This is a genomic window from Treponema sp. TIM-1 (assembly GCF_046533115.1).
In the GTDB taxonomy this organism is placed as follows: Bacteria; Spirochaetota; Spirochaetia; order Treponematales; family Breznakiellaceae; genus JAIRMO01.
This window is the reverse complement of the sequence record NZ_JAJQRC010000006.1, coordinates 81,993-107,914: the sequence shown is the minus strand read 5'-3', so window position 1 is coordinate 107,914 and position 25,922 is coordinate 81,993. Positions and strand designations below refer to the sequence as shown.

Sequence of the window (25,922 nt, the reverse complement as noted above, 5' to 3'; positions counted from 1 at the left end):
CCGCCGTTCTTGGTCTTGCTTTCCCATTTTTTCCTCTCCTTCTGTTGTACTCTATGCTTATTTTTATGTCTATCGGATGGGGTACGGTCCACCAGGTCTTGTTCCGAAAGAAACCCAAATAGAATAATTATGAGGCAATGCGCTATATTGACTAAAAAAGTAATTTATGTTATACCCCATAAAATATACTTGTAGTGGTGAATTCCGCTTTAACTACAAGGCAAATCGGAGGAAAACGGTGTTTGAACCCAGTGAGGAAAAAAGCCAAAAGTCCCGTGAGCTTGTTACACAGGCTTTTGGAAAGAAAATCCAGGATCCCGCGCCCTATACCATCGCGTATGGTTATTTCTATAAAACGGGGATTTTCGTAAAAAAGATCAGTAACTATGCCGTCGGTTTTTCGGAGGCGCTTAAAGAAATCATCGTCATTCCCATCAGTTTCGATGGAGACGAGGTGGGGGAGGCAATCCGCCTTAAAAAAGACGACATCATTTCCGCAAAATTCGGTCTCCAGGGCGATCTTAAAATCAAGTCAGCCCTACTCAATGGGGAACTGCGCTTTATCGTCCCCCCCTACACGCCCACCACGCTGGAAAGCGCCTATATCCTGCCAATAAACCAGAATGAAGAAGCGGCGGCGTTTAGAAGTTTTATAAAGAATACTTTTTGATTCGTTATGAAGGGTCCATACTCAGGAGCTTGCTCCTGGGTTCTTCATTCCTGCGCCTCGCTGTATCGTACCACATCTCTCATCTTTCGACTCCTATGTGACAACTTTAAACCATGACACGACAATGCCTCTCTTCTCACTCCTATCTCCTCCTTTTTCTCTTTTTCGCCAAATTCACCCCAAATATGCCATCCGGCCTGGTATCATGGCCTTATAGAGAATTTAACCACGAAGGCGCATAAGGCGAAGAAGTAAGTAAGAAAGAAAAACAAGGAAAAAATTACGTATTTCTTCCCTTCTTCTCATTTAATTGACCGCGCAGCGGTCTACTTTGCGCCTTTGTGGTGAATTTCTTAAATTCTGTATATGCATGGCCGTTTAGTGTTTACAAGGTACTAGACCATTCTTCCCTATATCTTATCTATTTGTCAGGCCCGCCTCGGCGCAGAGGGATTCCAGCATGTTGCAGGTAGCTTCATCCAGGATTATGCCGGTTTCGAGCGCCCGAGCGCGGGCCTCCGCCTCTTTTTCACCGTGGATATAGATCCGGTCCTGGCCTTCGGCCTTGGCGCCGTTTCTGATGCGGTCCAAAATGCCGCTGATATGGGCTTTGAGCGCCGAAGCCTCGCCGAACAGATCCATGCGGATGGCGCCGAAAAAGTGGGTGATCCCCGAGCCCTTGCCCGTTTGGAAGGTATCGTAACTCGCGGCCCCCAGCGAAAGTCCCGAGCAGAGGAGTTCCACCAAGAGGCCGAGGCCAAAACCTTTGTGGCCGCCGCTTTCTTCCCCTTCCCCGCCCAGGTAGAGGTGGCCGCCGAATTGCGGGTTTGCCCAAAAGAGCTTTTCAAAGGCAGTGGCGTCATGCATAACCACCCCCGTATCGTCCACTGCCCAGCCTGAGGGCATGGCTTTTTTGCGGCGGTCGTACACTTCAACTTTACCGTGGGCAACGGTGGTGGTGGCCATGTCCAGCATGAAGATGCCGGAGCCGCAGGGAATGGCGGCGCAGATGGGATTGGTACCCAGGACCCGCTCCCGGCCGAAGGTGGGAATACCGCAGGTGCGGGTATTGGTAAAGGCAAGGCCGATCATGTCCCGGGCCGCCGCCTTTTCCGCCCAAAAACCCGCGATGCCAAAGTGGTTTGAGTTGCGGACACTGCAAAAGGCGCTTCCCTGTTTCTCGGCCTTTGCCAGCATCCGGGAAACACTAAAATCGGCAATGTACGGTCCGACGCCGTCATGGCCGTCAACCACCAGGGAAGACGGTGTCTCGTAGACGATTTCCGGTTCGGTCCTGGGCTTGGCAAAGCCCCCCTTCAGGTTCCCCCGGTAGAAATCAAGCCGCGACACGCCGTGGGAGGGTATGTTCCGCGCATCGGCCTCGACCAAAACCTCCGCCGTGATCTTCGCTTCCGCCGGGGAATACCCGTACAAGGTTACGAGCAGGGTTTCCGTCAGTTCGGTTAATTCGCCATAGGCATAGGTATCTTTCATAATCTCACTTATCTTCCTGGGGCACTAACTCGTCCGTCCGGGTTTTACCGAAAATCGCGCCCAGTACGAAGATGATAACGCAGAAGATCCATTCGGGGTAGACAAGCTGCCCCTTAAAGAAGGCTCTGATATTGAGGGCTTTAAGGGCCGGCGAGGCCGCCTCCGCCAGGGGGAGGAAGGTCCAAATGAGCCAGAGGAGGAGGGACGTAAGCATGATGGGGAAACCGGCCGCTTTTTTACAGAATTGCGGCAGATAGATATTGGCCAGGAGCAGGAGGGTAAAGGAAGTGGTGATGGCCAGGGCCGTGGTGATCGTGGCGATGATACTGCTTGAGGTGAGGGCCAGGAAAAACGAAAAGAGGCTGACCAAAAGCACGGTAATCCGGGACACGATGAGCTGGCTGGTACCCTGGATTGGTTTTTTGTAGAGTTTTTTGACGATGTCTTCCACCACCAGGGTCGAGCAGCCCATGAGCAAGCCCACGGCGGTGGAGATGTCCGCCGCCCAGAGCGCGGCGAGGAATATGCCGCCCACCAGGGGTGAAAGCTGGGCCGCCACCGTGGGAAGCGCCATTTGGGGGGCAATGCCGGGAAATTTCGCCGCCGCGACAATGCCGAAGAGGGCGCATAAAAACCCGGCGGGCAGGATAAGAATGCCGCCCACCAGGAAGCCTTTTTGGGCCACCTTTTCATCCCGCGCGGCAAAGCCGATTTGGGCTACCGCCTGGGTACTTACCGCCATGGTTACCATAACGGCCATGAAGCCCGCCACGGCCCAGCCCCCCATGGCGCCTTCGGCGGCGTTCCCTATCCAGGCAAACCAGTGATCGCTTGGCGGCAGGCTTTGGCGTATGGTTCCCAGTCCGCCGAATTTTCCCAGGGTTTGAAAGAGGGCGGCAATAATGCCGATATAAATGACAATAACATTGACAAAATTGGTCAATCCGCTTGCCCAGTAACCGCCGGTCACGGTGATAAGGATAAAAATCGCCGCGGAAACAAACATTCCGCTGTTTCCCGTAAAAATATCCGGCAAAAGGGCCTTGAGGATCGTCCCCCCCGCCACATACTGCATGGACGTTATGGTGATCATGATCAAAAGCTGGTTGATAACGCCTAAAAACCGTGTTTTGGGACCATACATAAGGCCCATCATCTCGGGGATCGTCTTTACCTTCATCCGGCGCAGGTATTTTACCGCAAAAAAGCCGACAAAGATACCGCCTGCGCCCCAGGCCGCGTTGTACCACCCGGCGGAAAGCCCGTTTTTATAGGCGTTTTGCGCCACCCCGACGGTCGAAGCCCCGCCCACGGCAAGCCCCGTGAGCATAACCGCCACCAGGATCCACGGCATATCACGACTGGCCAGCAGATAACTTAACATCTTGCTGCTGGTGGACCGTTTTTGAATCCTCGTCGCCCAGGCCGCCAGCCCCAGTAACCCGATGATATACACAATAAGAATAGCCAGTTGAATACTCATGAAAAACACTCCTTTCGAACGATTTTGATGGTCAAACTGGTTCCACACCCGGGGATGCTCTATTGGGGCGGTACCTTTGTTTCTTTATATCAGGTCGAGGGAGGAATAGCAACCGGTCAACAGGAATTTCACCGTTCAATTCGGAATTTGGGCGCATCGCCGCGGTGCGGCGACCGGGCTATCCGCTTCAATACCGTAAGCCCCCCTGCGGGGGACTTACGGTATTTCCGCTTCTATCCCTTGCGCGGCTTGCTATCCGGCGCCATTTCCCCTCACCACCCGAATTTTACGAATGAAAGCGAAGTTTCAAATGAAAGTTCGCAATGCTGGGGTGGTTCGCGGATCTTTATCCGTAGCCTACGCCTCTTCCTCCTGCTCCGGCTCCGCCGGCGGGCTTTCGGTTTCTCCCGAAGGGGCGGCTTCGGCCAGGGAGAACAGCTTGATCCCCTCATCGGGGAAACGTTCCTTGACCGAAGCCACTGCCCGCGCTATGCCCCGGGCTTCTTCCGCCTCGCACCAGATAACTATGGCGAAATTTTCTTCCGGCCAGATGGCGTCCCCCATTCGGGGGCCGGTGGAACCCACCCCGTACACATTGGGGTATTTGGTGTAGTATTTACCCGCGTTTTCCGCGGCCAGGGCTTCCAGAATGTTTTCTTCCACCGAATGATTGGCAATAATCTCAACCCGTATCATATCCCGGCCTCCCCGGTCTGTTCAGCGCCAAACACGTCCCCCACCAAGGCGGCGCCCTGATCGGATAGGGCCGTTCGCCCCTGTTTTTTTGAAAGTCCCGCGGCGATCCGCTCCCGGCGGGCCTCGGCCCGGGCATTCCGCTCATCGGAATGTTTGTTCATAATGGCATAGATCGTGGGCATGAGGAACAGGGTCATCAGGGTACCGAAGGAGAGCCCCCCTAGCACGGTCTTGCCGATGGGGGCCACCATTTCCGACCCTTCCCCGGGGAAGAACGCCATGGGTACCAGCCCCAGGATCGTGGTCAGGGTGGTCATCAAGATGGGCCGCAGGCGGTTCCCCGCGGCTTCCACGCAGGCCTGGTGCAGGGGAAGCCCCCGCTTGCGGAGCAGGTTGGTGTAGTCCACCAGGACGATACCGTTATTCACGATAACCCCCAGCAGGACCAAAAGCCCCACCGCGGTCAGAATATTGAAGGTTGTACCGGTAATCATATAAATCGCCACTATCCCGATCACCGAAAGGGGAATGGTAAAGATGATGATAAAGGGGTCCCGGAAAGACTCAAACAAACTGGCCATGACCCCGAAAACCAGAAAGATCGCCACGGTCATGATCAGGATAAACCTGCTCATCATCTCCATCATATCCGCGTTATCCCCGGCATATTCGATGATCACGTCATCCTCCGCGGGGATCTCCTCGGTGATAAGGGCCCGGACCTGGTTTTCCAGGACATTGGTTTTGGTGCCTGGCACCGCCCCGGCGGTTACGTGGATCACCCGGCTCTGATTTTCCCGGTTGATGGTCAAGGGTCCGGTGCCTTCCTTGTAGGACGCGAAACTGGAGAGGGATACTCTGCCGGCCACCTGGCTGTTCACAAAGATGTGATCCAGGGCGGGCCGGGTGCTCCGGTCCGCTTCGGCGAGGATCATCACCACATCGTAATCGTGGCCCCCGCTCTTGTACCGGGTGGCGGTAATACCGTCCACTGCGGCTTTGATCTCGTTCCCCACGGTAAGGGTATTGAGCCCCAGGGCGTAGAGCCGGTCCCGGTCAAGCTCAATTTCGATCTGGGGCAGCCCGTCCAGCAGATCCACCCGGGGTTCGGTAGCGTCGGGGATCCGTTCCCGGATAAGGCCGGCGATCCGTTCCGCCAGGGCCTTCCCCTTCACCAGGTCGTCGATTCTGATAACGATATCAATGGGGTTACCCCCCATGACGCTGCCCATGCCGCCCCCGCCGAAGTTGAAGATCACCCCGGGGAATTCGTTGAAGTGGGCGCGCATTTTTGCTTTAATGTCGTCGGCGCTGTCGATCCGGTCTTTGAATTCGGGAAGGTTGAGCCGCAGGGAGCCTGAGTTGCTGCCCCCGCCGCCCATCATACCGCCCCCCCCGGCATTGAGGATCAGCCGGTCATAGCCCCGGACTTCCCTTTCCACAATGAGCTGAAGCTGCCGCAGTACCGCTTCGGTCTCCGGCAGGGGGGTCCCCATGGGGAGGGTCACGTTGATGCTGACCGAATCCGCTTCCTGCTGGGGCATAAACACCCAGCCTACCACGGGGATCATGAAGATGCTGCCCCCAAAGAGGACCAGGATGACCAGGATGACGATCAATTTGTGCCGCAAAACCCGGCTGATCGCCCGGCGGTAGAGGTTTTCCAGGGCGGCAAAAAACCGCTCGAACACCCCGTCAATCGCCGCCAGGGGGCCCCGGAGGGGCTTCTGCTTCCGGGTAACCAGGGGAAGGTAGTGGCTGGACAAAACCGGAACCAGGGCGATTGCCGTAAGCAGGGAAATCGCCAGGGATATGACCACCGTAAAGGCCAGGCCGGCAAACATCTCCCCCGCCATTTCCAGCATCCCCTGAAAAGCTACCAGGGGGGCGAACACGCAGATGGTGGTCAGGGTGGAGGCGACAATCGCCACGATCATCTCCTGGGCGCCCAGAACCGCGGCGGCCTGGAGTTTGGCCCCCTTTTCCCGGTAGCGGTAGATATTTTCCAGGATAACGATGGAGTTATCCACCAGCATCCCTATACCCAGGACCAGCCCCGCCATGGTCATCAGGTTCAGGGTGAGCCCCGCAAAATACATCAGCATCATGGTGATGGCAATGGACACCGGAATACTGATACCGATGATCAGGGTCGGTTTTATGGAACGGAGAAAGATAAAGAGGATAAGCACCGCCAGGAGGGCCCCCGAAAGGGCCGTGGAGGTAACCTGGTTCAGGGAATTTTCTATCTGATCCGTGGTATTAAAAAGCTCGGTTATTTTGATGTCCTGGGGAAGTTCCCGGGTCATCCGTTCCAGCCGGTTCCGCAGTTCCCGGGCGGTCTGTACGGAGTTTTTCCCACTCTGCTTCTGGACCGACATCATCACTGCCGGGGTCCCGTTGACATACACGACGCTGGTTTCATCCCGGTAGCCTTCAAACACGTCGGCCAGATCCCGAAGATACACACTCCGGGGCAGTTCCACCTGGCCGCTGCTCGACGCCCCCCCGCCCTTATAGGAGATCACCGTGTTGCGGATCTGATCCAGGGAGGAATATTCCCCCATGGTGGTCAGAATGTAGGAAAGCCCCCCCTCGGTGATGGTTCCCGCGGTGACCTGCATGTTCTGGGCGGCCAGCATCTGCTGCATCTGGGTTACCGTCAGGCCGTAGGCCTCAAGCCGGGACTGGGGAATCTCCACCCGGATGATCTTCTCCCGCCCCCCATTGACCGAAGCGGTGGCCACCCCCGGGGTCTGCTCTATCCGGGGTATGACGGTATCCTCCGCCAGTTCCCGCAGTTCCTCCGGGGAACGGTTCCCCGTCACCATAAGTCCCATGATGGGGATCATGGAGGGATCAAAGCGGAAGATCGTGGGGGTATCCGCCCCGGTGGGCATATAGTTCCGCACCCGCTCCAGGGCATCCCGGACAGAGTTGGAGGCATCCGCCAGGTCCGTCCCGTAGGTAAATTCCATCATCACCATGCTGGACCCCTTGGACGAGGTGGAGGTCACCTTTTCAAGGTTAGAAACCCCGGACAGGGCCGCCTCCAGGGTCCGGCTGACGGATCGTTCCACTTCCTCGGGCCCTGCCCCGGAGTAATTGGTAAATACCATCAGGTAGGGAGGGTTGATCTCGGGGAGCAGATCCAGGGGAAGGTTCACCACGGCAAATACCCCCAGCCCAATGAGAAGCAGGAAAATGATAAATATCGTCGTCGGCCGCGAAACCGCGGTTTTTGCAAAACTCATGGTAAATACCTCACCTTAATTAACACTCAGGGGTGCTGCCCGGTCAACCACATTAACCCGGGAACCGTCTTCTAAAAGGGTATGGCCCCGGACAACCACCTCTTCGTCGGGCAAAAGTCCGCTCTGTACCTCCAGGACCCCGTCCACAAGGATACCGGGAACCACTGTTTTCCGCCGGGCCACCTGAAAAGCCGGATCCGCGGGATCCGTTTCAACGGTAAAAACATAGTCCTCCCCAAAACGCTGGATCATGGCCCCCGAGGGGATCTTGACGATTTGGTCCTTCCGCTCGGTAATGACCCGTACCTTGGCGAACATCCCCGCCTTAAGCCGGGACCCGGGATTCTCCACATTCACCTTCACTTCCATGGTCCGGGAAGCGGGGTCCACCACCGGACTTATCTCGTGGATGCTTCCCCGAAAGGTCTCTCCGGGAAAGGCGTCCAGGGTAATTTCGCAGGGCAGGGACAGGGCCATCTTGGAGATAAACCGCTCCGCCACATAGAGCCGAATCTCCAGGGCGCCGCCCCCGGTAAGCCGGGCCACGGGCACGGCCTGGCTGATGGTCATCCCCATCTGGGCGGGCAGGGCCACAATGGTACCCCCTATGGGGGCCCGGGTTATGCCGGGAATATAGCTCATCCCCGGCTTGGAGGGATCCACCGCGGCGATGGGGTCCCCCCTGCGGACCTGGTCTCCCACGGCCACATAGAGCCGGGTAACCCTGCCGGCCACGTCGGAATAGGCGTCCACGGTGGAACCCGCCACAAGGTCCCCGGAAAGGGCCAGGTAATCCTGGATCTGTCCCTGGACCGCCGTGGTGGTATTCACCGCATAGACCTGGACTTCCGGGGCCGCCCCGGGGATGCCTGGAGCCGCGGGGGCGTTCCCGCCGAAACGGTCACAGCCGGTAAAACCCGCGGATACGATAACTAAGGCCGCAAAAAAAGCGGCGGCCGGTATTTTTACGCTCATAGTTGACTCCCGGAAAGGGTCCCAAAGGGAACCCCCATAGCATATTCAAGGTCGATAAGTCCCTGGAGGTAATTAAAATTCTGTTCCAACACCCCGATTCGGGCCCTACGCAATTCCAATTCGGCGTTTTGTACTTCCAGCACCTCCCGGAGCCCCGCCTGGTAGGCTTCTTCGGTCAGGCGGTAGGTCCGTTCCGCCAGGTCCACGGTCAAAGTCAAGGCCTCCACGGTACTTCGGGCCTGTTCCAGGGACATCACGGTACTGTAAATCTCCAGTTCCGTCCCCCGGATCGCCTGGGCAAGGCCGATATGGGCGCTCTTGATAGAGTCGTCCAGATCCTTGATCGCCTGAAAATTCGTACTAAAGGGGATAAGACTGTGGAGCTGTACCCCCAGGCTGAGGGTGAGGGAACCGGACTGCTGCCAGAAATCCTTGTTCCCCCAGTCGTCCTTCCAGGGGTCCTGGATAAAGATCTGATTCGAATTCCAGCTCAGGGTCAACGAGGGGGTCAGGGAAAGGATCTGGGCCCGCCGGCTGCTTTCCAGGGTCAACAGCTGGTGTTTCAGTTCCAGAATATCCGGTTTTCCCGAAGCAGCCTTGGAGATAAGCTTTGCCGTATCCAGGGGGATAAAGACCGTATCATTCTCCACGGGGATAAGCTCAAACCGCGTATCCAGGGGAAGCCCCAGGTAATTGGCCAGGGAAACCATGTTCAGATTAAGGCCGTGTTCCGCCTGATCTATGGTGGGTTTAAGGTTTTCCATGGACACCCGGGCCTGGAGCACGGTCAGCTCCGGCACCAGCCCCGCCCGGTAATTGGCCTGGGCCATGGTCACCTGCCGCTCGGCCGCGGCATAGCTCTGCCGGAGCAGGGCAATATTCTCCTGGATCAGGAGGATCTGGTAGTAGGCTTTCCGCACGTCCCGCTCAAGCTGGGCCCGGGCCTTTTCGTAGCCGATAAGCCCCCCCTCGTAGTTCAGCCGGAGGGTCCGCAGTCTCTCAAACATGGCGGCATTGAGGTTGAGGGACGCCTGGACGGATCCCGCGATATGCCACCGGGGGTTTTCCACCACTATCGGGGGCAATGCCGGGATCGTCGTGGTAGAGGCCTTGTTGTCCCGGCTTACGCTCCCCCCCAGGGTGATACTGGGGATGAACTGGTTCCAGGACAGATCCGACGCCCGTTTTTGCGTCCCCGTGCCGATCCGCACGGATTCCAGCCCTAAATTGTTTTTGACGGCCAACTCCACCGCCTCATCCGGGGAGATCACCCGAACCCCCGGAGGGGGCTGGTCCTGCCCAAAGGCAAGCCCCGGAAAAATCAGGAAAAAACACACCAGCGCCGGCGGAGCGAAGGGTTTTTTGTGTTTGCCCCGGGAAGTGCATAAAAATTCACGAAAGGGAATTTTTATGCCCCTGGGGCAGGCTGCCGCTTGCCGCCGCCGGGCGCCGTGAAAACGTGGAATCATAAAGCACTCCTTCTGTTGACCCCGGGAACGTGTTTAACCACCGAATCCTCCGGGGAACCGCGGAAACAAACCAGCCCGCGGCCCTCCTGGTCAACCACTAGTATAGGCCCGCACCGGGCGCGGCCTCTTACGGCTTCTTGCCGTCTTTTACTATATAATAATAAAATATACCCTATTGGTAACATGATTTATACCCGTTTATCCCAAAAACCACAAATTTATATAAAATTCGCAGGCTGGTATTGGGGACTTCCGAAACCGCCATACCCGGGGGCCGGCGCATAAGGACATTGGCGGTAAGAAACAAAACCCATTGGGCGGTCTGCTCCTTTAACGATTCGGACAGCCCCGCCATGACCTCGATGCCGTTGATCTTGATATCCGAAAAGATCCGGTAGATCCGGGGGGGAGTCGAATGCCCCAGATCAATCCGCCGGGTCTTGAGCCAGTCCAGGGCAATGAGGATCTCCGGCCGGGAACGGAGGTAGTCCGCCACGCCGATGATGGCCAGGTAAAACTGCTCCTCGGGAACCGTTGATACCCGGATTGCCGCCCCGGCATAGGCAATTATCCGTTCAAGTTCGGTTGAAAAAAGCTGCCTCAGCATATCCTGCTTGTTTTTAAAGTGGGCATAGAGGCCGCTTTTGGATAACCCTGAACGACGGGCCACCATGTCCATGGAGGCGTTCCAGGGCCCCGCCTCGGCCACTGCGCCGGCCACCGCCTTGAGCAGCCCCGCATCTTCCGGATCATCCGGCAGATGGGGGGGAACGGCCCCTTCAAGCGCCTCAAAATTGATACGATCCGCCCTATCCCGGCGCAGCCCCAAGCCCCCGGTGATCTTCTCCTCGATCCACCGGATAAGTCCGTAGACCTGTTCATCCGACGGGGGCTCATCCGGGGCATGGCTGTGTTTATGGAAACTGGCCACCCAAAAGATCAGGGACGCCAGGATGAGCTGGAGCATGGACGGGTAGGTTTCGACATCCTCTTCAACGGGGCGTATCTTCCGCATATCTATCCCCCGGCGCTCCAATTCAGCCATAAGCTGCTCCGGTTCCCGTTGGCCGTAGACCATAAACAGGGAGAAGATAAAGGCGTTCATATCACGGGTATAATACTCCACCATGGTCCGCATCATGGTAAACTGGCTTTCTATCAAATCCGTGGTTGCAACGGCCCTGGCGTAACCGTCTTTGATAAACGCCGTGTATTGATCAAAAAAGGACTCGTACATGGCGTCCAGCAGGGCCTGTTTGTTTTTGAAATGCCGGTATAGGGCCGCCTTGGTAACCCCCAAGTCGCGGGCCAAAAGGGAGAGGCTGGTTTGCTGGTAAAATATCCGCCCCCAGGTCCTAAAAGCGGTGTTTATAATATCCCCCTTCGTTAACTGTACCATAATCCACCCATACCCCAAAAATGTTACCGACCGGTCGTTAACATACAAGATACTACCTTATTTTTTTTTAGGCAAGGGGTCTGGTACCGGAGTCCCGGGTATTGCAGGTTTCGTATCAATCATAAGGGATTCGTTCACCCCCAGTCCTATCGGCAAGTTCGGGGACTTTTACTTCGGCGAAGAAGGAATCGTGAATGAACCGTTTGGTAACCTGCGGCAGATGTGATTTCTTGTCTTTATTCAGGAAGTCAAAAAATTTTACCCTGTAATACTTTTTATCGTAATACGCTTTGAAGCCAATCTTTTCGCTGAACAGAAACACGATATGTTTCTTGACCAGCGGTTTGGAACTGTCAACCTGAAAGGTGTAAAGTCCATGTCTCTGGAATTCCCCCCTCGCACAGCCCGAAGGAACCGAAGGTTCCCGGGCTGTGGCGGCGGACTCTACAGGTAGTGAGCGGGGGGAAATTACCCGCACGGCAGGAAAGCCGACAAAGCTCAAGCGTCTGCTCACCAGCAGCAATAGCCGCCGTCAATAATAAGGTCCGCCCCCGTCATATAGTCCGATGCCGGCGAGGCAAGGTATACCACCGCCCCCTGCAGGTCATCGGTAGAGGCCATCCTGCCCATGGGGATCTTCTCCAGCCATTTAGGCAGCATGGACTTGCCCTCGGGAGTCTCCAGCAGCTTGTCCACCAGGGCGGTTTTCGTATACCCCGGGCTGATACTGTTCACCCGGATGTTCCTGGGGGCCCATTCCGCGGCAAGACTCCTCGTCAGGTGCAGTACCCCCGCCTTGGAGGCGTTATAGGCGCACTGGTTTTGGGGGGTGTTCGAAATATGGGCCGACATGGAAGCGGTGTTGATGATCTTCCCGTAGCCCGCCTTCGCCATTTCCCGGGCCTCCGCCTGGGCGCAGAGGAACACCGCGTCCAGGTTCAGGGCGAGGATCTTCCGCCATTCGCCGAATTCCTGGATCAGGGCGTCCCGCCAGGCCCCCATACCGGCGTTATTCACCCCGATAGTAAGGCTCCCCCACCGCTCAACAATGATTTTCACCATCCGCAGCACATCATCGGGGCTGGTCACATCCGCCTTAATAGCCATCGCGTCGATACCCTTTTTCCCCAATTCCCCCGCGGTTTCCTCCGCCAAGGCCAGGTTGATATCCACCACCGCGATTTTCGCCCCCGCTTCTCCCAGGGCAAAACAATACGCCTGCCCGATACCCTGACCCCCTCCGGTCACCAGCGCCGTCTTCCCATCCAACCTAAACCGATCTAAAATCATCTGTCCCATACCTTACTCCTCTCCCTCCCCCACATACATCTCTGGACTCCCTCCCGCCACAGCTCGAAGGAACCGTAGGTTCCCGAGCTGCTGCGGCAGCCGCTACCGGCAGTGAGCGCCCCGCTTGGTACCCGCCCCCCTCTGCCTCTTCCCCCCTCCCCCGAGCAGGCGCTTGAGCCTTATCCAGCTATGCTGCCGTGCGGGCAATTTCCCCCGCTCACGTCTCTGGAATTCCCCGCCGCCACAGACCGAAGGAACCGTAGGTTCCCGGTTTGCTGCGGCAGCCGCTACCGGCAGAGCGCGCCCCGCTTGGTACCCCCCCCTCGGCCTCTTCCCCCCCTCCCCCGAGCAGGCGCTTGAGCCTTATCCAGCTATGCTGCCGTGCGGGTAATTTCCCCCCGCTCACGTCTCTGGAATTCCCCGCCGCCACAGACCGAAGGAACCGTAGGTTCCCGGTCTGCTGCGGCAGCCGCTACAAGCAGTAAGCGGAAGGACTCCTCTCCCCCATCAAAAAACCAACCCCGAACCCGGTTAAACGAGTACCCAGCACCGCCTCCCCCCTGCGGTCCCCGCAGCACGGTACCAAGCGCCCCGCTTGGTACCCGCCCCCTCTGCCTCTTCCCCCCTCCCCCGAGCAGGCGCTTGAGCCTTATCCAGCTATGCTGCCGTGCGGGCAATTTCCCCCCGCTCACGTCTCTGGAATTCCCCGCCGCCACAGACCGAAGGAACCGAAGGTTCCCGGGCTGTGGCGGCGGACTCTACAGGTAGTGAGCGGGGGGAAATTGCCCGCACGGCAGGAAAGCCGCCCCCGCTCAAGCGTCGCATATCACCACCTTAAGCACCCCTTCGGTTCCCTGTTCAATGGTCTCTATCCCTTTGACAAATTCCTCCAGAGGCAGCCGGTGAGAAACCAATTTTGAAACGTCGATCCTCCCCGATTCAAGGAGGCGCACCGCCTGGATTGAATTCCGTACCGATGTGTAGGAAGAAAGGATAAAAAGTCCCTTCTCAAACAGGGAAAAGGCGGGCAGGCTCAGGGTCGCGTCCCGTTTGGGCACGCCAAACCAGAGCAAGGTCCCCCCTTTTCGCACATACCGCAGACTTTGTTCCATAAGGAAGGTGGAACCTGCCGCTTCCACCACCACGTCATAGCCATCAACTTCAAGATCCTCCAGGGAAGCGCTGGTATACCGGGCCCCCGACTCCCGGGCCAGTTCCAGCCGGGCCTGGTTTTTGTCCACCTGGGTAATGTCGTTGGAACCCTGCAGTTGAATCACCTTGGAGAGGAGGATGCCGATGGGCCCCGCCCCCAGGATAGCCACCCGGTCCCCCATATGTATCCGGGCCCGCTGTACCCCATGCAGAACGCAGGAGAGGGGTTCCACAAAGGCGCCGGAAATAAAGGGCAGGGAACCGATAGAAAAAACCGCCTTCTCCGGGGCCACCGCGTATTCGGCCATGCCCCCCGGCCGGGTAACCCCCACGGCCTCCCAATGCTCGCAGAAGTTCTGCCGGTTGTTCAGGCAGGCGTGGCAGTTGTCACAACTGATATTCGGCTCAATCGCCACTCGGTCCCCCGCCTTGAACCGGGTAACCCCTTTGCCGGTCTCCACCACCACCCCGGAAAATTCATGTCCCGGTATAACCGGATAAGACCCCAGGTACTCCCCCCGGTAGATATGCACATCCGTACCGCATATCCCCGATGCCATAACCTGTATTTTTACCTCCCCATCCCCCACCGTTGGAACCGGAACCGTCTTAACGTGGGCAAGCCCCGGTTTTTCAATCACCACCGCTTTCATATCCATACCTATCTCCTCCCTTCACTTTACACCCACCTGTTCATATTGTATACTAAGGCAGCTTCAAAATTCGCTGGGTTTTCACCACCGCCGGAAAAGGAGACGCAAGGATAACTATGCGGAAACCGGTTTGTGTTTTTCTGTGCTTCTTTTTGCTCCGGTGCCTGTCCGTCGCCGCGGATACCATTGGTTTTCGCGGTGGCCTCTTTATTGATAGCCCTGATATCCTGGCCAAGGAACGGGACTTTTTTCTTGCCCCCCAGATTGAATATGAAAAATCTTTCGGACGTTTCGATGTGTATCTTGGGGGGCAGTATGCGCTGCACCTCCTCAAATTCTCTCCCCAGTTTTTCTTTGCCGAAGAAAAGTTCGCCGCCCATTTGCCCCTCGGCCCCCGTTCGGAGTTTCAAGTCAGGCTCCACAATGAAAATGAGCTTCGCTTTAACCCCAGCGGCGGCAGCGGCGGCAGGGTGCAGCCCGAACTGGCCTGGGGCCTGTCCCTCCCCCTGGGGGACATTTCCCTGGCCCTGGGCGCCCCCCTGTTCTATCCCACCGGGACCGGCGGAGACCTCCGCTTCGGCCTTGCGGGGACCGCGGCCTATGTTACCCCCTTCTGGATAGGGGTCAGGGCCGGCGCAACCTTCATCGCCGCCCCGGCTCCGGTTTTTGACGGCATGGAGTTTGGCGTCAACTACACCGGGGATCAATATTTCGGCGAACTGACCTTCAAAGCCCAGGATTCCTTTGGGTACTTCAGCCTAAACGTGGACTTTAGTTATTTCTTTGATTTCTTTATCATCAAGGCCGGTATAGAACTGGGGAACCTGAGCAACATGGACGCCATAACCCTGGCCCCTGCCCTGGGAATAAAATACCGCCTTTAATAGTTTCCCTATTGACAAATAATTATAAGAATCGTAAAATACTACCATTAATAGAGCGGAACTTGAAAATTCCGACCACTGTCCGCTCATAAGATAGCGTAATTTCGCAGCCCGGTGGTAAGAAATTGCACGTCCACGATTTTTAAGTTTTTTACCACATCAATGGGGCCGGGCAAGTTTAATCCCGTTCTAAGGGCCGGATAAGAAGAGAAGTTCGAAGGGGTGAAGGTGTTGGCTCTGTTAGGGATAACCTATTTTTTCTCTTTGTTTATTCAGATAAGTTTTAGGGATAGGGCGGTTTCTTCCCCTCCGATAGGATTTTCCGGTGCCTCCATGGCCGGAATTCCCCCAAAATAGCGGAGGGCCCCTATGATTGATGCTGCGGCGCTGACTGTACCCCTGGAAGGTGAACATCCGGCGGGACAAAACCTTGAATACGATCCCCTCTACTTGGAGATGGATTCCCTGGCGGTGGAAGTCCCCGATACCCTTATGGGGGATTCCAAAATTGCGGGCCGGGGGCCGGACTGGAAAAAACTCAGCAAAAACTGTCTTGAATTGTGGGCTAAAACCCGGGACCTCCGGGTTGCCGTATACCTGGTAATCGCCGAAGCCATCACCGGGGGCCTTGCGGGCCTGGCGGCGGGCCTTAAATTGCCGGTGTTTTTGGTCAAGGAGCTCTGGGATGCCTGCTATCCCCAACTGGATCCTACCGACGACAATGATCCCCTGGAACGGCTGAACATCCTCTCCATGCTTTCTCCCCAGTCGGGATCCATTAACGATCCGGTCATGTTTATCCTCCGGTTCCGGGAAGTGCGGCTGGTCCCCTCCCTCAGCTATACCCTGCGGGATCTCCTCATCTCCCTCAACGAGATTGAGGTAAGCGACAACCGGAACATCGATCCCAAGCTGCTCCGGGCGGAGTTTATGAATGTGGCGGTTACGGAAATTGAGGAGCAGGCCGCCCTGGTCAAGGAAGCCCAGGCCCTCATCACGGAACTCTGCAGCGAGATGGATGCCAAGATGGGCGGTTCCTATTCCCTGGATATGTCCGCCCTCACCCACGAGCTGAACCGGCTGGCATCCTTCTACGGCGCCCACCTGGAGTCCCTGAGCCCCGTCCAGGAGGGCGCTACGGGCGATGAAAGCCCCGGCGCAGACCCCTCCCCAGCCGGCGGCGGGGCAAAGGTCTCCCTCCTCTCCTACCATGCCTCAAGCCGGTCGGAGGCCCTGTTGCTGCTCAAAAAAGGGGCCGAGTATTTCCAAAACCAGGAGCCCAACAGCCCCATCCCCCTTTTGATAAACCGGGCCCTGCGGATCGCCGAGATGAATTTTATTGAATTGATAGAGGACATTGTCCCTGACGCCCTTTCGCGGGGCCGGGATATTTTAGGAATAAAACCGGAGTAGCCGGTACTATATAGCGTGAGCAGATTAGGAGGTCAAGAATGGCAAAAGAAAGCGGCCAAAAGTTTATAGCCAAGAATAGGGCGCCTCGGGTTCAGATTGAATATGATGTGGAAACCAACGGTGCGGAAAAAAAAGTCGATTTACCCTTTGTGATGGGGGTTATGTCGGATCTGTCGGGTAAACCGGCGGAACCCCTGCCCCGGGTAGAGGATCGGCAGCTGCTGGAGATAGACAGCGAGAATTTTGACGACCGCCTCAAGGCCGTCAAACCCCGGGTGGCCTTTACCGTCCCCAATGTGATAGGCGGGGAGGGGAATATCCCGGTGGAGATGACCTTTGAAAGCATGGCGGATTTTTCCCCGGCGGCGGTTACCTCCAAAGTCGAGGGATTAAAGCAGCTCATGGAAGCCCGGCAGCAGCTTGCCAACCTCCTTTCGTACATGGACGGTAAGCAGGGGGCGGAGGATCTCCTCAACAAGATCCTCAAAGACCCGGCCCTGCTGCAGGCCCTGGCGCAGAAGGCAAAGGAAGCGGCCCCCGCCGCGCCGGAAGAGCCAAAAAAAGAAGAATAGCAAAAACAAGGAAGGTATACTATGTCAGACACAGCGGAAAAACAGGATGTTCTTAACCCAGAAACCCTGGAAATGTCCGAATTCGAGAGCCTCTTAAACCAGGAGTTTAAGCCGAAATCAGAGGAAGCCACCTCGGCGGTGCAGGGGGCGGTAAAAACCCTGGTAAGCCAGGCCCTGGAAAACGCCGCCCTGATCTCCAACGATACGGTTAAAACCATCGAGGGGATCATCGCGGAGTTGGACAAAAAGCTCTCCGCCCAGGTTAACCTGATCATCCACCACCCGGACTTTTCCCAGTTGGAAGGAGCCTGGCGGGGTCTGGATTACCTCGTAAGCAACACCGCCACCGGGGAACGGCTGAAGATCCGGGTCATGAACATCTCCAAGGCCGAGGTAGGCAAGGTGGTAAAGCGTTTCAAGGGAACCGCCTGGGATCAAAGCCCCATCTTCAAAAAATTCTATGAAGAGGAATACGGTACCGCCGGGGGCGAGCCCTACGGCGCCCTGATCGGCGATTTCTACTTCAACCAAACCCCCCCGGACATGGAGGTCCTCAAGGGCCTGGGCCAAATCGCGGCCGCCGCCCACATGCCCTTCATCTCCGCGGCGGACCCCACGATCATGAACCTGGATTCATGGCAGGACCTGGCCAACCCCCGGGACATCGCCAAGATATTCAGCACCCCCGAATACGCCGCCTGGCGCTCCTTCCGGGATTCCGACGACAGCCGCTATGTGGCCCTCTGTCTGCCCCGGGTTTTAAGCCGGACCCCCTACGGGGCCAAGAGCAACCCCGTGGAAGAATTCAACTTTGAAGAGGACACCGGAGCCGGGGACAGCAGCAAATACAACTGGATGAATGCGGCCTATGCCATGGGGGTAAACATCAACCGTTCCTTTGCCAACTACGGCTGGTGCGCCAATATCCGGGGGGTGGAATCCGGGGGCATGGTGGAAGGCCTGCCCACCCACACCTTCCCCACCGACGACGGCGGTGTGGCCATGAAGTGCCCCACGGAAATCGCCATCACCGACCGCCGGGAAGCGGAACTGTCGAAGAGCGGCTTCCTGCCCCTGCTCCACTGGAAAAATACCGATTATGCGGTATTCTTGGGGGGCCAGACCGTGAATCGTCCCCAGGAATTCGATTCCGCCGAAGCCACCGCCAACGCCAGCCTTTCCGCCCGGCTTCCCTATATTTTCGCCACCAGCCGCTTTGCCCATTACCTCAAGTGCATCGTCCGGGACAAGATCGGTTCCTTCAAGGAAAAGGAGGATATGCAGACCTGGCTTTCCAACTGGATAGCCGGCTATGTAACCGGCGACCCCAATGCCTCCGAGGAGATCAAGGCCAAGTATCCCCTGGCCGAGGCAAAAGTAGAGGTCGAAGCGGTGGAAGGACAGCCGGGCTATTACAATGCGCGGTTCTATCTCAGGCCCCATTATCAGCTTGAGGGGCTTACCGCTTCTCTGCGGCTGGTTACCAAGGTTCCCAGCGGCTCTTAAGAGTCAACAAAACCGTGAAAGATTTTCGCGGTACTATACATTTGGAGGTTTTTTATGGCAGGTGCTTATTTTTTGCAGTTAGAAGGAATTGAAGGGCAGGCTTCGGACAAGGCCCATGATAAATGGCTGGAACTCATCTCTTTTGCCCACGGCACGAGTCAGAATGTGTCCATCCAGCGGGGCGGCGATGTGGCCGGCCGGGGACAGTTTGAGCCCTTTGTCTTTACCCATGCGGTGGACAAGGCCACGCCCAAGCTACAGCTCTACTGCATGAACGGCAGTAAAATCGGCAAGGCTGTACTCCAGTATTGCCGGGTCATTGGCGGGTCCCAGACCCCGGTATACGAAGTTACCCTGGAGAACGTGCGGGTGGCGAAAGCCGAGGTTAAGACCATTGATACCGGTACCGATGATCCCCTTGCCCAGCAGCCCGTGGAAACCGTGGAACTGGTGGCGGGAAAGATCAGCTGGAAGGTTACCCCCATCAAACCCGACGGTTCCAAAGACGGGGCGATTGAGGCTGCCTTCGACCAGATCGCCAACGAATAGGCGGTAGTGGTTGGTATAGCAATGACGCTCCCCTTCGGAAGGCTTACTGCCGCTGATACGGCGGCAAGCCCGGGGGGAGTATCTGTTTTTAATTGACGGGAGACTGGATGCCAGAGGAGAATCGCGGGAATATCAGAAAGGAAGATGCCCGGTACAAACCCTATGTACTCAAGCGTTTGACCGATGATGAGCCCTATGAGAAAAAAGAAATCATTTCGGCGGTCATAACCGAAAAGCAGGTAAAGGACGATATTTTCAGAAATATTGAAATGCTCTTTTGCTCCCGGTCTCACCCGTCTCTGGCGGAATTAAAGGGGTATGAGGACCTGGAGAATTCCGTATTGGGCTACGGTATTTCCGATTACTGCGGCAAGATCTGCGGCGATGATGATCGGGAATTCCTCCTGGAACATATTAAAAAGCAGATCCGGGATTTTGAGCCTCGGCTTGCTCCGGACTCTATTGACGTGAAATTTGCCAACCCCGACGCCGCCATGCGTTCCCTCCTGGAACTGCGGATCAGCGGACATATCTCGGTGGGGCAGGTCGATGAAGAGATACTTTTCATTTCCCGCCTGGATCTGGAGACGGGAAACGCAAGCCTGACTTATGAGGATTAAGGGGTATTGATGGAACTCCTGGATTATTACCGCGATAACCTCAGCTACCTCAGGAATTTAGCCGCGGAATTTGCCGCGGAGTTTCCCAAGATCGCCGGCCGTTTGGGTTTGGGGGAATTTGAATGTGAAGACCCCTATATAGAACGCCTGCTGGAGGGGACCGCCTTTTTGTCCGCCCGGGTGGAAAAAAAGCTGGACGAAGGCTACCGTAATTTACTGGAATCGGTGTTAAATTCCGTGGCCCCCAACGCCCTCTATCCCATCCCCGCGGGGGCCGTAGTGGAACTGGCCCCGAATTACCGTGACGAACAGGTTCGTTCCGGCGCCGTCCTGGGGGCGGGAACCAGGCTGGACGCGCTGATTCCTACTATTAATACCCCCTGTACCTTTTCAACCATGGAAGACGCCGTTATTTCCCCCCTGGCCGTGGGGGAGGCGGAATATGTCACCCGTAGCCTGTCGGATTTTGATATCAATAACCCCCAGGGCCTGGCGGGGCTGCGGATAAAACTCGTTACCGCCGCCGGCCCCCTGGCCGCTTTTCCGGATCGCCTGACCTTTTATATCAACCTGGCGGAGGCGGATGCATCCCTGCTCCTGCGCCAGATCATGCACGAGACCGTGGCCCTCTATATCCGCCGGGGAGAAACCGATCGTTTTGTTCCCTTTTCCGGGGTTACCTTTGATATGCCCCTGGCCGCGGGGGTAAAGCTTTTCCCCGATCAGATCAGGGGCCATGCCCTGGGACTGCGGATACTGCAGAATTTTCTGGCCTTCCCCGGGTTCTTTAAATTTTTTACCCTGAGCAATCTGGGGGGCGCCTTTGCGTCCGCCGTCAATTCCGTGGAATTCCTCCTGGTGTTTAAGCGGCGGGAACCCTCCCTGGTTTCCCTGAAAGCTTCCTCCCTCAAGCTGAACTGCGTACCCGTGGTGAACCTCCTGGCCAAACGGGCCGACCGGGTCTCCATCGAGAAGGAGGCCTACCAGTTTCACATTGTCCCCGACCGGTCCGCCCCCCGAGATTACGAGGTGGTGTATGTTCAGCGCCTGGAATTCTTTAACGAGCAGAACGAAAGCCTTTTTTTAGCGGATAATTTTTATGAGGATAATCCCCTGGCGGAAAAAACCAAAAAGAATTTTTTCAGCCAGCATCGCCGCAAAAGCCTGGTGAATCCCCGCCTTACCCAGCGCAGTTCCTACAGCGGCGCCGAGCTCTTCGTTTCCTTTTCCGGCCAGGATAAAAAACTGGAAGACGTCTATCAATTTGCCGCGGAAACGATCTGTACCAACCGGGACCTGCCCCTGCTTTTGCCCCCGGAAACCTATCTGAGTTCCCATGATCCCTTCCTGAACGGGGGGAACTTTATGACCCGGCCAACCCGTCCCCTCTCCTCCCTTTTTGAACGGGGGGGGGCGTCGGATTTTTCAAAACTGAGCCACCTGGTGTTTAACCTTTCCGCCCTGTTGTGGCAGAACGGCAAATTCCCCCTGGAAGCCCTGCGGACCCTGCTGGGGTCCTATCAGATCCGTTCCGGGGAGGAAACAGAGCGGATGTTGGAGGGTCTGGTCTCCCTGGAAAGCGAAAATACCGCGTTCCGATTTATAAAAAAGGGGGCGGTGTTTTTTGAAGTGGGCTGGAAGGTGAGTTTTACCCTGGATGAAACGGCCTATGCCGGCATAGGGCACTATATTTTCGGCAGGGTCCTGGCGGAGCTGCTCATGTCCTTTTCGCCGATCAATACCCTGCTGGAGATTCATTTTTTTACCAAACAATCGGGACGTATCGCGGTATGGAAGACCTTAGAAGATTAACCAGAACCTGGGCCCAGAATATCCGCCGCAGCATCGCTGCCCCGGACTTTTGGGGTTTTGTGCGGAAGCTGGAAAAAAACGATCCCTCCCGGCCCCGGCTGGGTTACGCGAAACACCCCTCGGAGGAGAACATCCGCTTCGGCCAGATGCCCCATCTCTACTTTCCCCCCAGCGACATTGCCGAAATTATCGAAGGCAAACGGGAGGGAGTTGACGCCCTGGTGTTTACCTACTTTCTGGGCCTCCTGGGGGTAAACGGGCCCATGCCCCTGGAATTTACCCATTATGTGTATCAGCGCTCCTATAGCCATTACGACCAAACCTGGCGGCGTTTCCTGGATATTATCCATCACCGGATGCACGTTTTTTATTACCGGGCCTTTGCCCAAAACGAGCAGAGCATCAGTTTTGACCGCCCGGCGGATGATCCGGTAAGGGATATCATCAAAAGTTTTACCGGGCTGCCCCCGCATATGAATTTCGACGGGGCTGCGGAAAACATCGCCCTTTCCTATGGGGAAAGTTTTTCCTTTATGGCCCGGAACCGGAGCGGCCTGGAGGATGTGCTGCGGCGTATGCTCAAAACCAGGGTGCAGGTAAAGGACTTTATCACCACCCCCTATGACCTGGACCCCGAAGATTATGCGATCCTGGGGAACCGGAAAACCGCGATCCTGGGGCTTAACCTGCAGATCGGCCGGACCTGCCTCTGCGTCACCCGCCGCTTTGAAATAGAGATCGGCCCCATCGACTTCGATACCTACCAGGTGTTGATAACCCCCGGCGGCGGTTTTGAGCTGCTCTTACGGACGGTTCACCTCTACCTGAACCGTCCCCTGGATTTTGTCTTTGTGGTGCACCTTGCCCGGGGCATTCCCCAGGCGCGGCTGGGCTTTGACTGGACCCAAACCAACGCCGATGCCGCCCAGTTGGGCTATACCTGCCGGCTGGGCAATCCCGACCGGGAACTGGAACTGAGAATCGAGGCTTCCCGGTTTAACCGGATGAAGCGTGAAAGAGATAAAGAACGAGATAGAGCGAAAGAAAAATCGGCGTAAAGTCCGAAAAGGAACGGAGGAATTTTCATGAGTAAACTAAAACGGATTCAGCTTTTTTCAAAACTCGACGAACGGGCGTACAAGTCCATCGAAAGCGCCACCATTCTCTGCAAAACCCGGGGTAATCCCTACATCGAATTGACCCACTGGGTAAACCAGATCCTCCTCTCGGAAAACACCGACTGGCACGAGGCGGTACGTTTTTTTGCCTTGGACGAAGGGAAATTGTCCAAGGACATGATCGCCGCCATGGACAGTCTGCCCCGGGGGGCCTCCTCCATCTCGGACTTTTCCAATACCATAGAACTGGTGATCAAGGAAGCCTGGATGATCGCTTCCCTGGTCTTTAAGGAGGGGGCCATCCGCACCGGCCACCTCCTTATCGCCATAAAGCAGACCCCGGAATTTGCCCGGCAGCTCCACGACATGAGCGGGGAATTCCTCAAGATCAACGGGGACATGCTGGCGGAAAAATTCCCGGAGATCGTCACCAATTCCGGGGAAACCTCCACCGCGGTGTCCGCGGGGGAAAGCAACGCCACCGGCCAGGCCGGAGCCCTCATGGGCAGCGCGGCCATGGGCGGCGCCGAGGCCCTGCGGCTCTACACCGCGGACATGACCGCCGCTGCCGCTTCCGGCAAGAGCGACCCCATAGTCGGCCGGGACAGTGAGATCCGCAAGGTCATCGACATCCTCATGCGCCGCCGCCAGAACAACCCCATCATCACCGGCGACGCCGGGGTGGGCAAGACCGCGGTGGTGGAAGGCTTTGCCCAGCGGCTTGCCAAGGGGGATGTGCCGGGCAGCCTCAAGGGAACCCGGCTCCTCTCCCTGGACCTGGGCCTGCTCCAGGCCGGGGCCAGCATGAAGGGTGAATTTGAAAACCGCCTGAAACAGGTGATCGAGGCGGTGCAAAGCTCCGAAACCCCGATCATCCTCTTTATCGACGAGGCCCACACCCTGATCGGCGCCGGGGGCCAGGCGGGACAGAACGACGCCGCCAACCTCTTAAAGCCCGCCCTGGCCCGGGGGCAGCTCCGCTGTATCGCCGCCACCACCTACCAGGAGTACATCAAATACTTTGAAAAGGACCCGGCCCTGACCCGCCGCTTCCAGAACATCATCGTGGACGAACCCGACGACGCCAAGGGCACGGAGATGATGCGGGGCATAGCCGCCGCCCTGGAGGCCCACCACCAGGTGTCCATCCTGGACGAAGCCCTGGGCGCATCGGTAAAACTCTCCCGGCGCTACATCCCCGCCCGGCAGCTCCCGGACAAGTCCGTGAGCATCCTGGACACCGCCTGCGCCAAGGTCGCCCTCAGCCAAAACGCGGAACCCGCGGAACTGGAATACTGCCGCCGCAGGATAGAGGCCCTGGAACTGGAAAAGGAGATCCTCACCCGGGAAGAAGCCGGGGGCTTTGACCACAAGGAAAAGCTCATCTCCATCGAGAAGGATATCGCCGGGGAAGAGGAGAAAAAGGCGGCGTTAGAAAAGCGGCTGGAAACGGAAAAGGCCCTGGTGGCGGATATTATCCGGCTCCGGGAGGAGGCCAAAGGGGACCCGGAAAAAGCGGGCCTCAAGGCGGAACTGGAGGCAAAGCGGAAAGAGCTTGCCGAGGTGCAGGGCGAGGAACCCCTGGTGTTCCCCCTGGTGGATAGCCAGGCGGTTTCTTCGGTTATCTCCGAATGGACCGGCATACCCCTGGGCCGCATGGTGAAGAACGAGATCCAATCGATCCTCACCCTGGACAAGGAACTGCAAAGCCGGGTCATCGGCCAGGACCACGGCCTCTCGATAATTTCCAAGCGGGTAACCACCGCCCGGGCCTCCCTGGCAGACCCCAACAAGCCCATCGCGGTGATCATGCTGGCGGGCCCCTCGGGTACAGGGAAGACCGAAACCGCCCTGTCCCTGGCCGAGCAGATCTACGGCAGCGAGGAGAACATCATCACCATCAACATGAGCGAATTCCAGGAAGCCCATACGGTTTCCACCCTTAAAGGGGCGCCCCCCGGTTATGTGGGCTACGGCGAGGGCGGGGTCCTGACCGAAGCGGTCCGGCGCAAGCCCTACAGCGTGGTCCTGCTGGACGAGGTGGAAAAGGCCCACCCCGACGTACACGAGATCTTTTTCCAGGTCTTTGACAAGGGCCAGATGGAAGACGGCGCGGGACGGCTGGTGAATTTCCGCAACACCATCATCATCCTGACCACCAACGTGGGGGACGCCGTGATCGCCGACCTCTGCGCCGACGAGGACAAGCTGCCCGATTCCTCGGTCCTGGAAGCGGCCATCCGGCCGGAGATGATGCGGGTCTTCCCCGCGGCCCTCCTGGGACGCCTCCAGATTGTGCCCTACTATCCCCTGGGCAGGCGGGCCCTCTACTCGATCATCGACCTTAAACTGGGGAAGATCAAAAAGCGGGTAAGCGATAACTACCGGGCGGAACTCGTTGCCGCCGATGCGGTTAAGGACGAGATCATTCGCCGCTGCGACAATGCGGCCAGCGGGGCCCGGCTCATCGACTCGGTGATCAACAACAGCATCCTGCCGGAGATCAGCGCGGAATTCCTGCGGAATATTATGGAAGGGAATACCCTGAAACGGGCCCTTATCGATGTGAAAGACGAACAATTCACCTATACTTTTGAGAATTTGGAGGACTAAATGCCTACACCTGTAGCGACCATCACGAATTTAACCGCCACCGGGGATGTGATCATCGGCCCCGGCGCCCTGACCACCATGGTCAAGGGCCTGCCCGTGGCCTGTTTGGGGGACGCTGTGGCGGGGCCCCTGTGCGTAACCGGGGTCATCACCATGACTACCGCCATCACCAAACTGGCCAAGGGCCGGCCCACGGCAAACATCGGCAGCGTAGTAACCGGGGTCAGCGTCATTGGCATCCCCGTGACCACCGCGGTGATGGTCTGCCCCAACGTAAACGAAATCGTATAGGGAGCGTAC

The 25,922-nt window shown here is 57.2% G+C and carries 21 protein-coding genes; 11 read left to right on the top strand and 10 right to left on the bottom strand.

Annotation, left to right across the window (positions count from 1 at the left end; genetic code table 11):
- Positions 1–238 precede the first annotated feature (238 nt).
- Positions 239–670 carry a hypothetical protein gene (locus LQZ21_RS04835; RefSeq protein WP_411043050.1) on the top strand — a complete coding sequence of 144 codons (432 nt, stop codon included), beginning with the start codon at positions 239–241 and terminating at the stop codon, positions 668–670.
- 417 nt (positions 671–1,087) lie between these two features.
- On the opposite strand, the gene LQZ21_RS04830 is transcribed toward LQZ21_RS04835, so the two are convergent.
- The 10 genes from LQZ21_RS04830 to LQZ21_RS04785 all read right to left on the bottom strand — a co-directional run bounded on the left by LQZ21_RS04830 (position 1,088) and on the right by LQZ21_RS04785 (position 14,541).
- Entirely contained in the window at positions 1,088–2,164 is a 1,077-nt protein-coding gene (locus tag LQZ21_RS04830; RefSeq protein ID WP_411043048.1) for an Ldh family oxidoreductase, read from the bottom strand.
- Positions 2,165–2,168: 4 nt separating this feature from the next.
- Complete coding sequence (locus LQZ21_RS04825; RefSeq protein ID WP_411043047.1) at positions 2,169–3,647, bottom strand: sodium:solute symporter family protein; 1,479 nt, start codon at positions 3,645–3,647, stop codon at positions 2,169–2,171.
- A gap of 357 nt (positions 3,648–4,004) precedes the next feature.
- Positions 4,005–4,343 carry a PG0541 family transporter-associated protein gene (locus tag LQZ21_RS04820; protein ID WP_411043045.1) on the bottom strand — a complete coding sequence of 113 codons (339 nt, stop codon included), beginning with the start codon at positions 4,341–4,343 and terminating at the stop codon, positions 4,005–4,007.
- Positions 4,340–7,597: an efflux RND transporter permease subunit gene (locus tag LQZ21_RS04815; protein ID WP_411043043.1), complete on the bottom strand. Its 3,258-nt coding sequence runs from the start codon at positions 7,595–7,597 to the stop codon at positions 4,340–4,342. The genes LQZ21_RS04820 and LQZ21_RS04815 overlap by 4 nt, the downstream gene beginning before the upstream one ends.
- A 15-nt stretch (positions 7,598–7,612) precedes the next feature.
- Positions 7,613–8,572 carry an efflux RND transporter periplasmic adaptor subunit gene (locus tag LQZ21_RS04810; RefSeq protein ID WP_411043041.1) on the bottom strand — a complete coding sequence of 320 codons (960 nt, stop codon included), beginning with the start codon at positions 8,570–8,572 and terminating at the stop codon, positions 7,613–7,615.
- Positions 8,569–10,041 (bottom strand): TolC family protein, encoded by a 1,473-nt coding sequence (locus LQZ21_RS04805; protein ID WP_411043039.1) that lies wholly within the window; start codon positions 10,039–10,041, stop codon positions 8,569–8,571. The genes LQZ21_RS04810 and LQZ21_RS04805 overlap by 4 nt, the downstream gene beginning before the upstream one ends.
- 172 nt (positions 10,042–10,213) lie before the next feature.
- Positions 10,214–11,440, bottom strand: coding sequence for a TetR/AcrR family transcriptional regulator (locus LQZ21_RS04800; RefSeq protein ID WP_411043037.1), 1,227 nt, complete (start codon positions 11,438–11,440; stop codon positions 10,214–10,216).
- Between the two features lie 115 nt (positions 11,441–11,555).
- Positions 11,556–11,963, bottom strand: a complete 408-nt coding sequence (locus LQZ21_RS04795) for a tudor domain-containing protein (RefSeq protein ID WP_411043035.1) — start codon at positions 11,961–11,963, stop codon at positions 11,556–11,558.
- Positions 11,951–12,739, bottom strand: coding sequence for a glucose 1-dehydrogenase (locus LQZ21_RS04790; protein WP_411043034.1), 789 nt, complete (start codon positions 12,737–12,739; stop codon positions 11,951–11,953). The genes LQZ21_RS04795 and LQZ21_RS04790 overlap by 13 nt, the downstream gene beginning before the upstream one ends.
- A gap of 803 nt (positions 12,740–13,542) precedes the next feature.
- A complete protein-coding gene (locus LQZ21_RS04785) occupies positions 13,543–14,541 on the bottom strand; it encodes a zinc-dependent alcohol dehydrogenase family protein (protein ID WP_411043032.1) in 999 nt (332 codons plus the stop codon).
- 110 nt (positions 14,542–14,651) lie between these two features.
- Between LQZ21_RS04785 and LQZ21_RS04780 the strand changes: the two genes are divergently transcribed.
- From LQZ21_RS04780 to LQZ21_RS04735, 10 genes are all read left to right on the top strand, one after another.
- On the top strand, positions 14,652–15,419 hold the full coding sequence (locus LQZ21_RS04780) for a hypothetical protein (protein ID WP_411043031.1): 768 nt from the start codon (positions 14,652–14,654) through the stop codon (positions 15,417–15,419).
- A gap of 369 nt (positions 15,420–15,788) precedes the next feature.
- The gene (gene tssA, locus LQZ21_RS04775; RefSeq protein WP_411043030.1) at positions 15,789–16,832 is read left to right on the top strand and encodes a type VI secretion system protein TssA; all 1,044 of its coding nucleotides are present in this window, start codon (positions 15,789–15,791) and stop codon (positions 16,830–16,832) included.
- A gap of 38 nt (positions 16,833–16,870) precedes the next feature.
- A complete protein-coding gene (tssB, locus tag LQZ21_RS04770) occupies positions 16,871–17,404 on the top strand; it encodes a type VI secretion system contractile sheath small subunit (RefSeq protein WP_411043029.1) in 534 nt (177 codons plus the stop codon).
- 21 nt (positions 17,405–17,425) lie between these two features.
- A complete protein-coding gene (gene tssC, locus LQZ21_RS04765; RefSeq protein ID WP_411043028.1) occupies positions 17,426–18,910 on the top strand; it encodes a type VI secretion system contractile sheath large subunit in 1,485 nt (494 codons plus the stop codon).
- Positions 18,911–18,964: 54 nt separating this feature from the next.
- The gene (locus tag LQZ21_RS04760; RefSeq protein WP_411043027.1) at positions 18,965–19,459 is read left to right on the top strand and encodes an Hcp family type VI secretion system effector; all 495 of its coding nucleotides are present in this window, start codon (positions 18,965–18,967) and stop codon (positions 19,457–19,459) included.
- Positions 19,460–19,566: 107 nt separating this feature from the next.
- Entirely contained in the window at positions 19,567–20,079 is a 513-nt protein-coding gene (gene tssE / locus LQZ21_RS04755) for a type VI secretion system baseplate subunit TssE (protein ID WP_411043026.1), read from the top strand.
- Between the two features lie 9 nt (positions 20,080–20,088).
- The gene (gene tssF / locus LQZ21_RS04750; protein WP_411043025.1) at positions 20,089–21,891 is read left to right on the top strand and encodes a type VI secretion system baseplate subunit TssF; all 1,803 of its coding nucleotides are present in this window, start codon (positions 20,089–20,091) and stop codon (positions 21,889–21,891) included.
- Positions 21,870–22,949, top strand: a complete 1,080-nt coding sequence (gene tssG / locus LQZ21_RS04745; RefSeq protein WP_411043024.1) for a type VI secretion system baseplate subunit TssG — start codon at positions 21,870–21,872, stop codon at positions 22,947–22,949. The genes tssF and tssG overlap by 22 nt, the downstream gene beginning before the upstream one ends.
- Positions 22,950–22,976: 27 nt before the next feature.
- Positions 22,977–25,622, top strand: coding sequence for a type VI secretion system ATPase TssH (gene tssH / locus LQZ21_RS04740; RefSeq protein WP_411043023.1), 2,646 nt, complete (start codon positions 22,977–22,979; stop codon positions 25,620–25,622).
- A complete protein-coding gene (locus LQZ21_RS04735) occupies positions 25,623–25,913 on the top strand; it encodes a hypothetical protein (RefSeq protein ID WP_411043022.1) in 291 nt (96 codons plus the stop codon). It abuts the gene before it with no gap.
- The last annotated feature ends 9 nt before the right edge of the window (positions 25,914–25,922 follow it).

Excerpts from the sequence above, each read along its gene's own strand:
- LQZ21_RS04830 (WP_411043048.1), bottom strand. The coding sequence starts at position 2,164 with ATGAAAGATACCTATGCCTATGGCGAATTAACCGAACTGACGGAAACC.
- LQZ21_RS04825 (WP_411043047.1), bottom strand. The coding sequence starts at position 3,647 with ATGAGTATTCAACTGGCTATTCTTATTGTGTATATCATCGGGTTACTG.
- LQZ21_RS04820 (WP_411043045.1), bottom strand. The coding sequence starts at position 4,343 with ATGATACGGGTTGAGATTATTGCCAATCATTCGGTGGAAGAAAACATT.
- LQZ21_RS04815 (WP_411043043.1), bottom strand. The coding sequence starts at position 7,597 with ATGAGTTTTGCAAAAACCGCGGTTTCGCGGCCGACGACGATATTTATC.
- LQZ21_RS04810 (WP_411043041.1), bottom strand. The coding sequence starts at position 8,572 with ATGAGCGTAAAAATACCGGCCGCCGCTTTTTTTGCGGCCTTAGTTATC.
- LQZ21_RS04805 (WP_411043039.1), bottom strand. The coding sequence starts at position 10,041 with ATGATTCCACGTTTTCACGGCGCCCGGCGGCGGCAAGCGGCAGCCTGC.
- LQZ21_RS04800 (WP_411043037.1), bottom strand. The coding sequence starts at position 11,440 with ATGGTACAGTTAACGAAGGGGGATATTATAAACACCGCTTTTAGGACC.
- LQZ21_RS04790 (WP_411043034.1), bottom strand. The coding sequence starts at position 12,739 with ATGGGACAGATGATTTTAGATCGGTTTAGGTTGGATGGGAAGACGGCG.
- LQZ21_RS04785 (WP_411043032.1), bottom strand. The coding sequence starts at position 14,541 with ATGGATATGAAAGCGGTGGTGATTGAAAAACCGGGGCTTGCCCACGTT.
- LQZ21_RS04780 (WP_411043031.1), top strand. The coding sequence starts at position 14,652 with ATGCGGAAACCGGTTTGTGTTTTTCTGTGCTTCTTTTTGCTCCGGTGC.
- tssA (WP_411043030.1), top strand. The coding sequence starts at position 15,789 with ATGATTGATGCTGCGGCGCTGACTGTACCCCTGGAAGGTGAACATCCG.
- tssB (WP_411043029.1), top strand. The coding sequence starts at position 16,871 with ATGGCAAAAGAAAGCGGCCAAAAGTTTATAGCCAAGAATAGGGCGCCT.
- tssC (WP_411043028.1), top strand. The coding sequence starts at position 17,426 with ATGTCAGACACAGCGGAAAAACAGGATGTTCTTAACCCAGAAACCCTG.
- LQZ21_RS04760 (WP_411043027.1), top strand. The coding sequence starts at position 18,965 with ATGGCAGGTGCTTATTTTTTGCAGTTAGAAGGAATTGAAGGGCAGGCT.
- tssE (WP_411043026.1), top strand. The coding sequence starts at position 19,567 with ATGCCAGAGGAGAATCGCGGGAATATCAGAAAGGAAGATGCCCGGTAC.
- tssF (WP_411043025.1), top strand. The coding sequence starts at position 20,089 with ATGGAACTCCTGGATTATTACCGCGATAACCTCAGCTACCTCAGGAAT.
- tssG (WP_411043024.1), top strand. The coding sequence starts at position 21,870 with ATGGAAGACCTTAGAAGATTAACCAGAACCTGGGCCCAGAATATCCGC.
- tssH (WP_411043023.1), top strand. The coding sequence starts at position 22,977 with ATGAGTAAACTAAAACGGATTCAGCTTTTTTCAAAACTCGACGAACGG.
- LQZ21_RS04735 (WP_411043022.1), top strand. The coding sequence starts at position 25,623 with ATGCCTACACCTGTAGCGACCATCACGAATTTAACCGCCACCGGGGAT.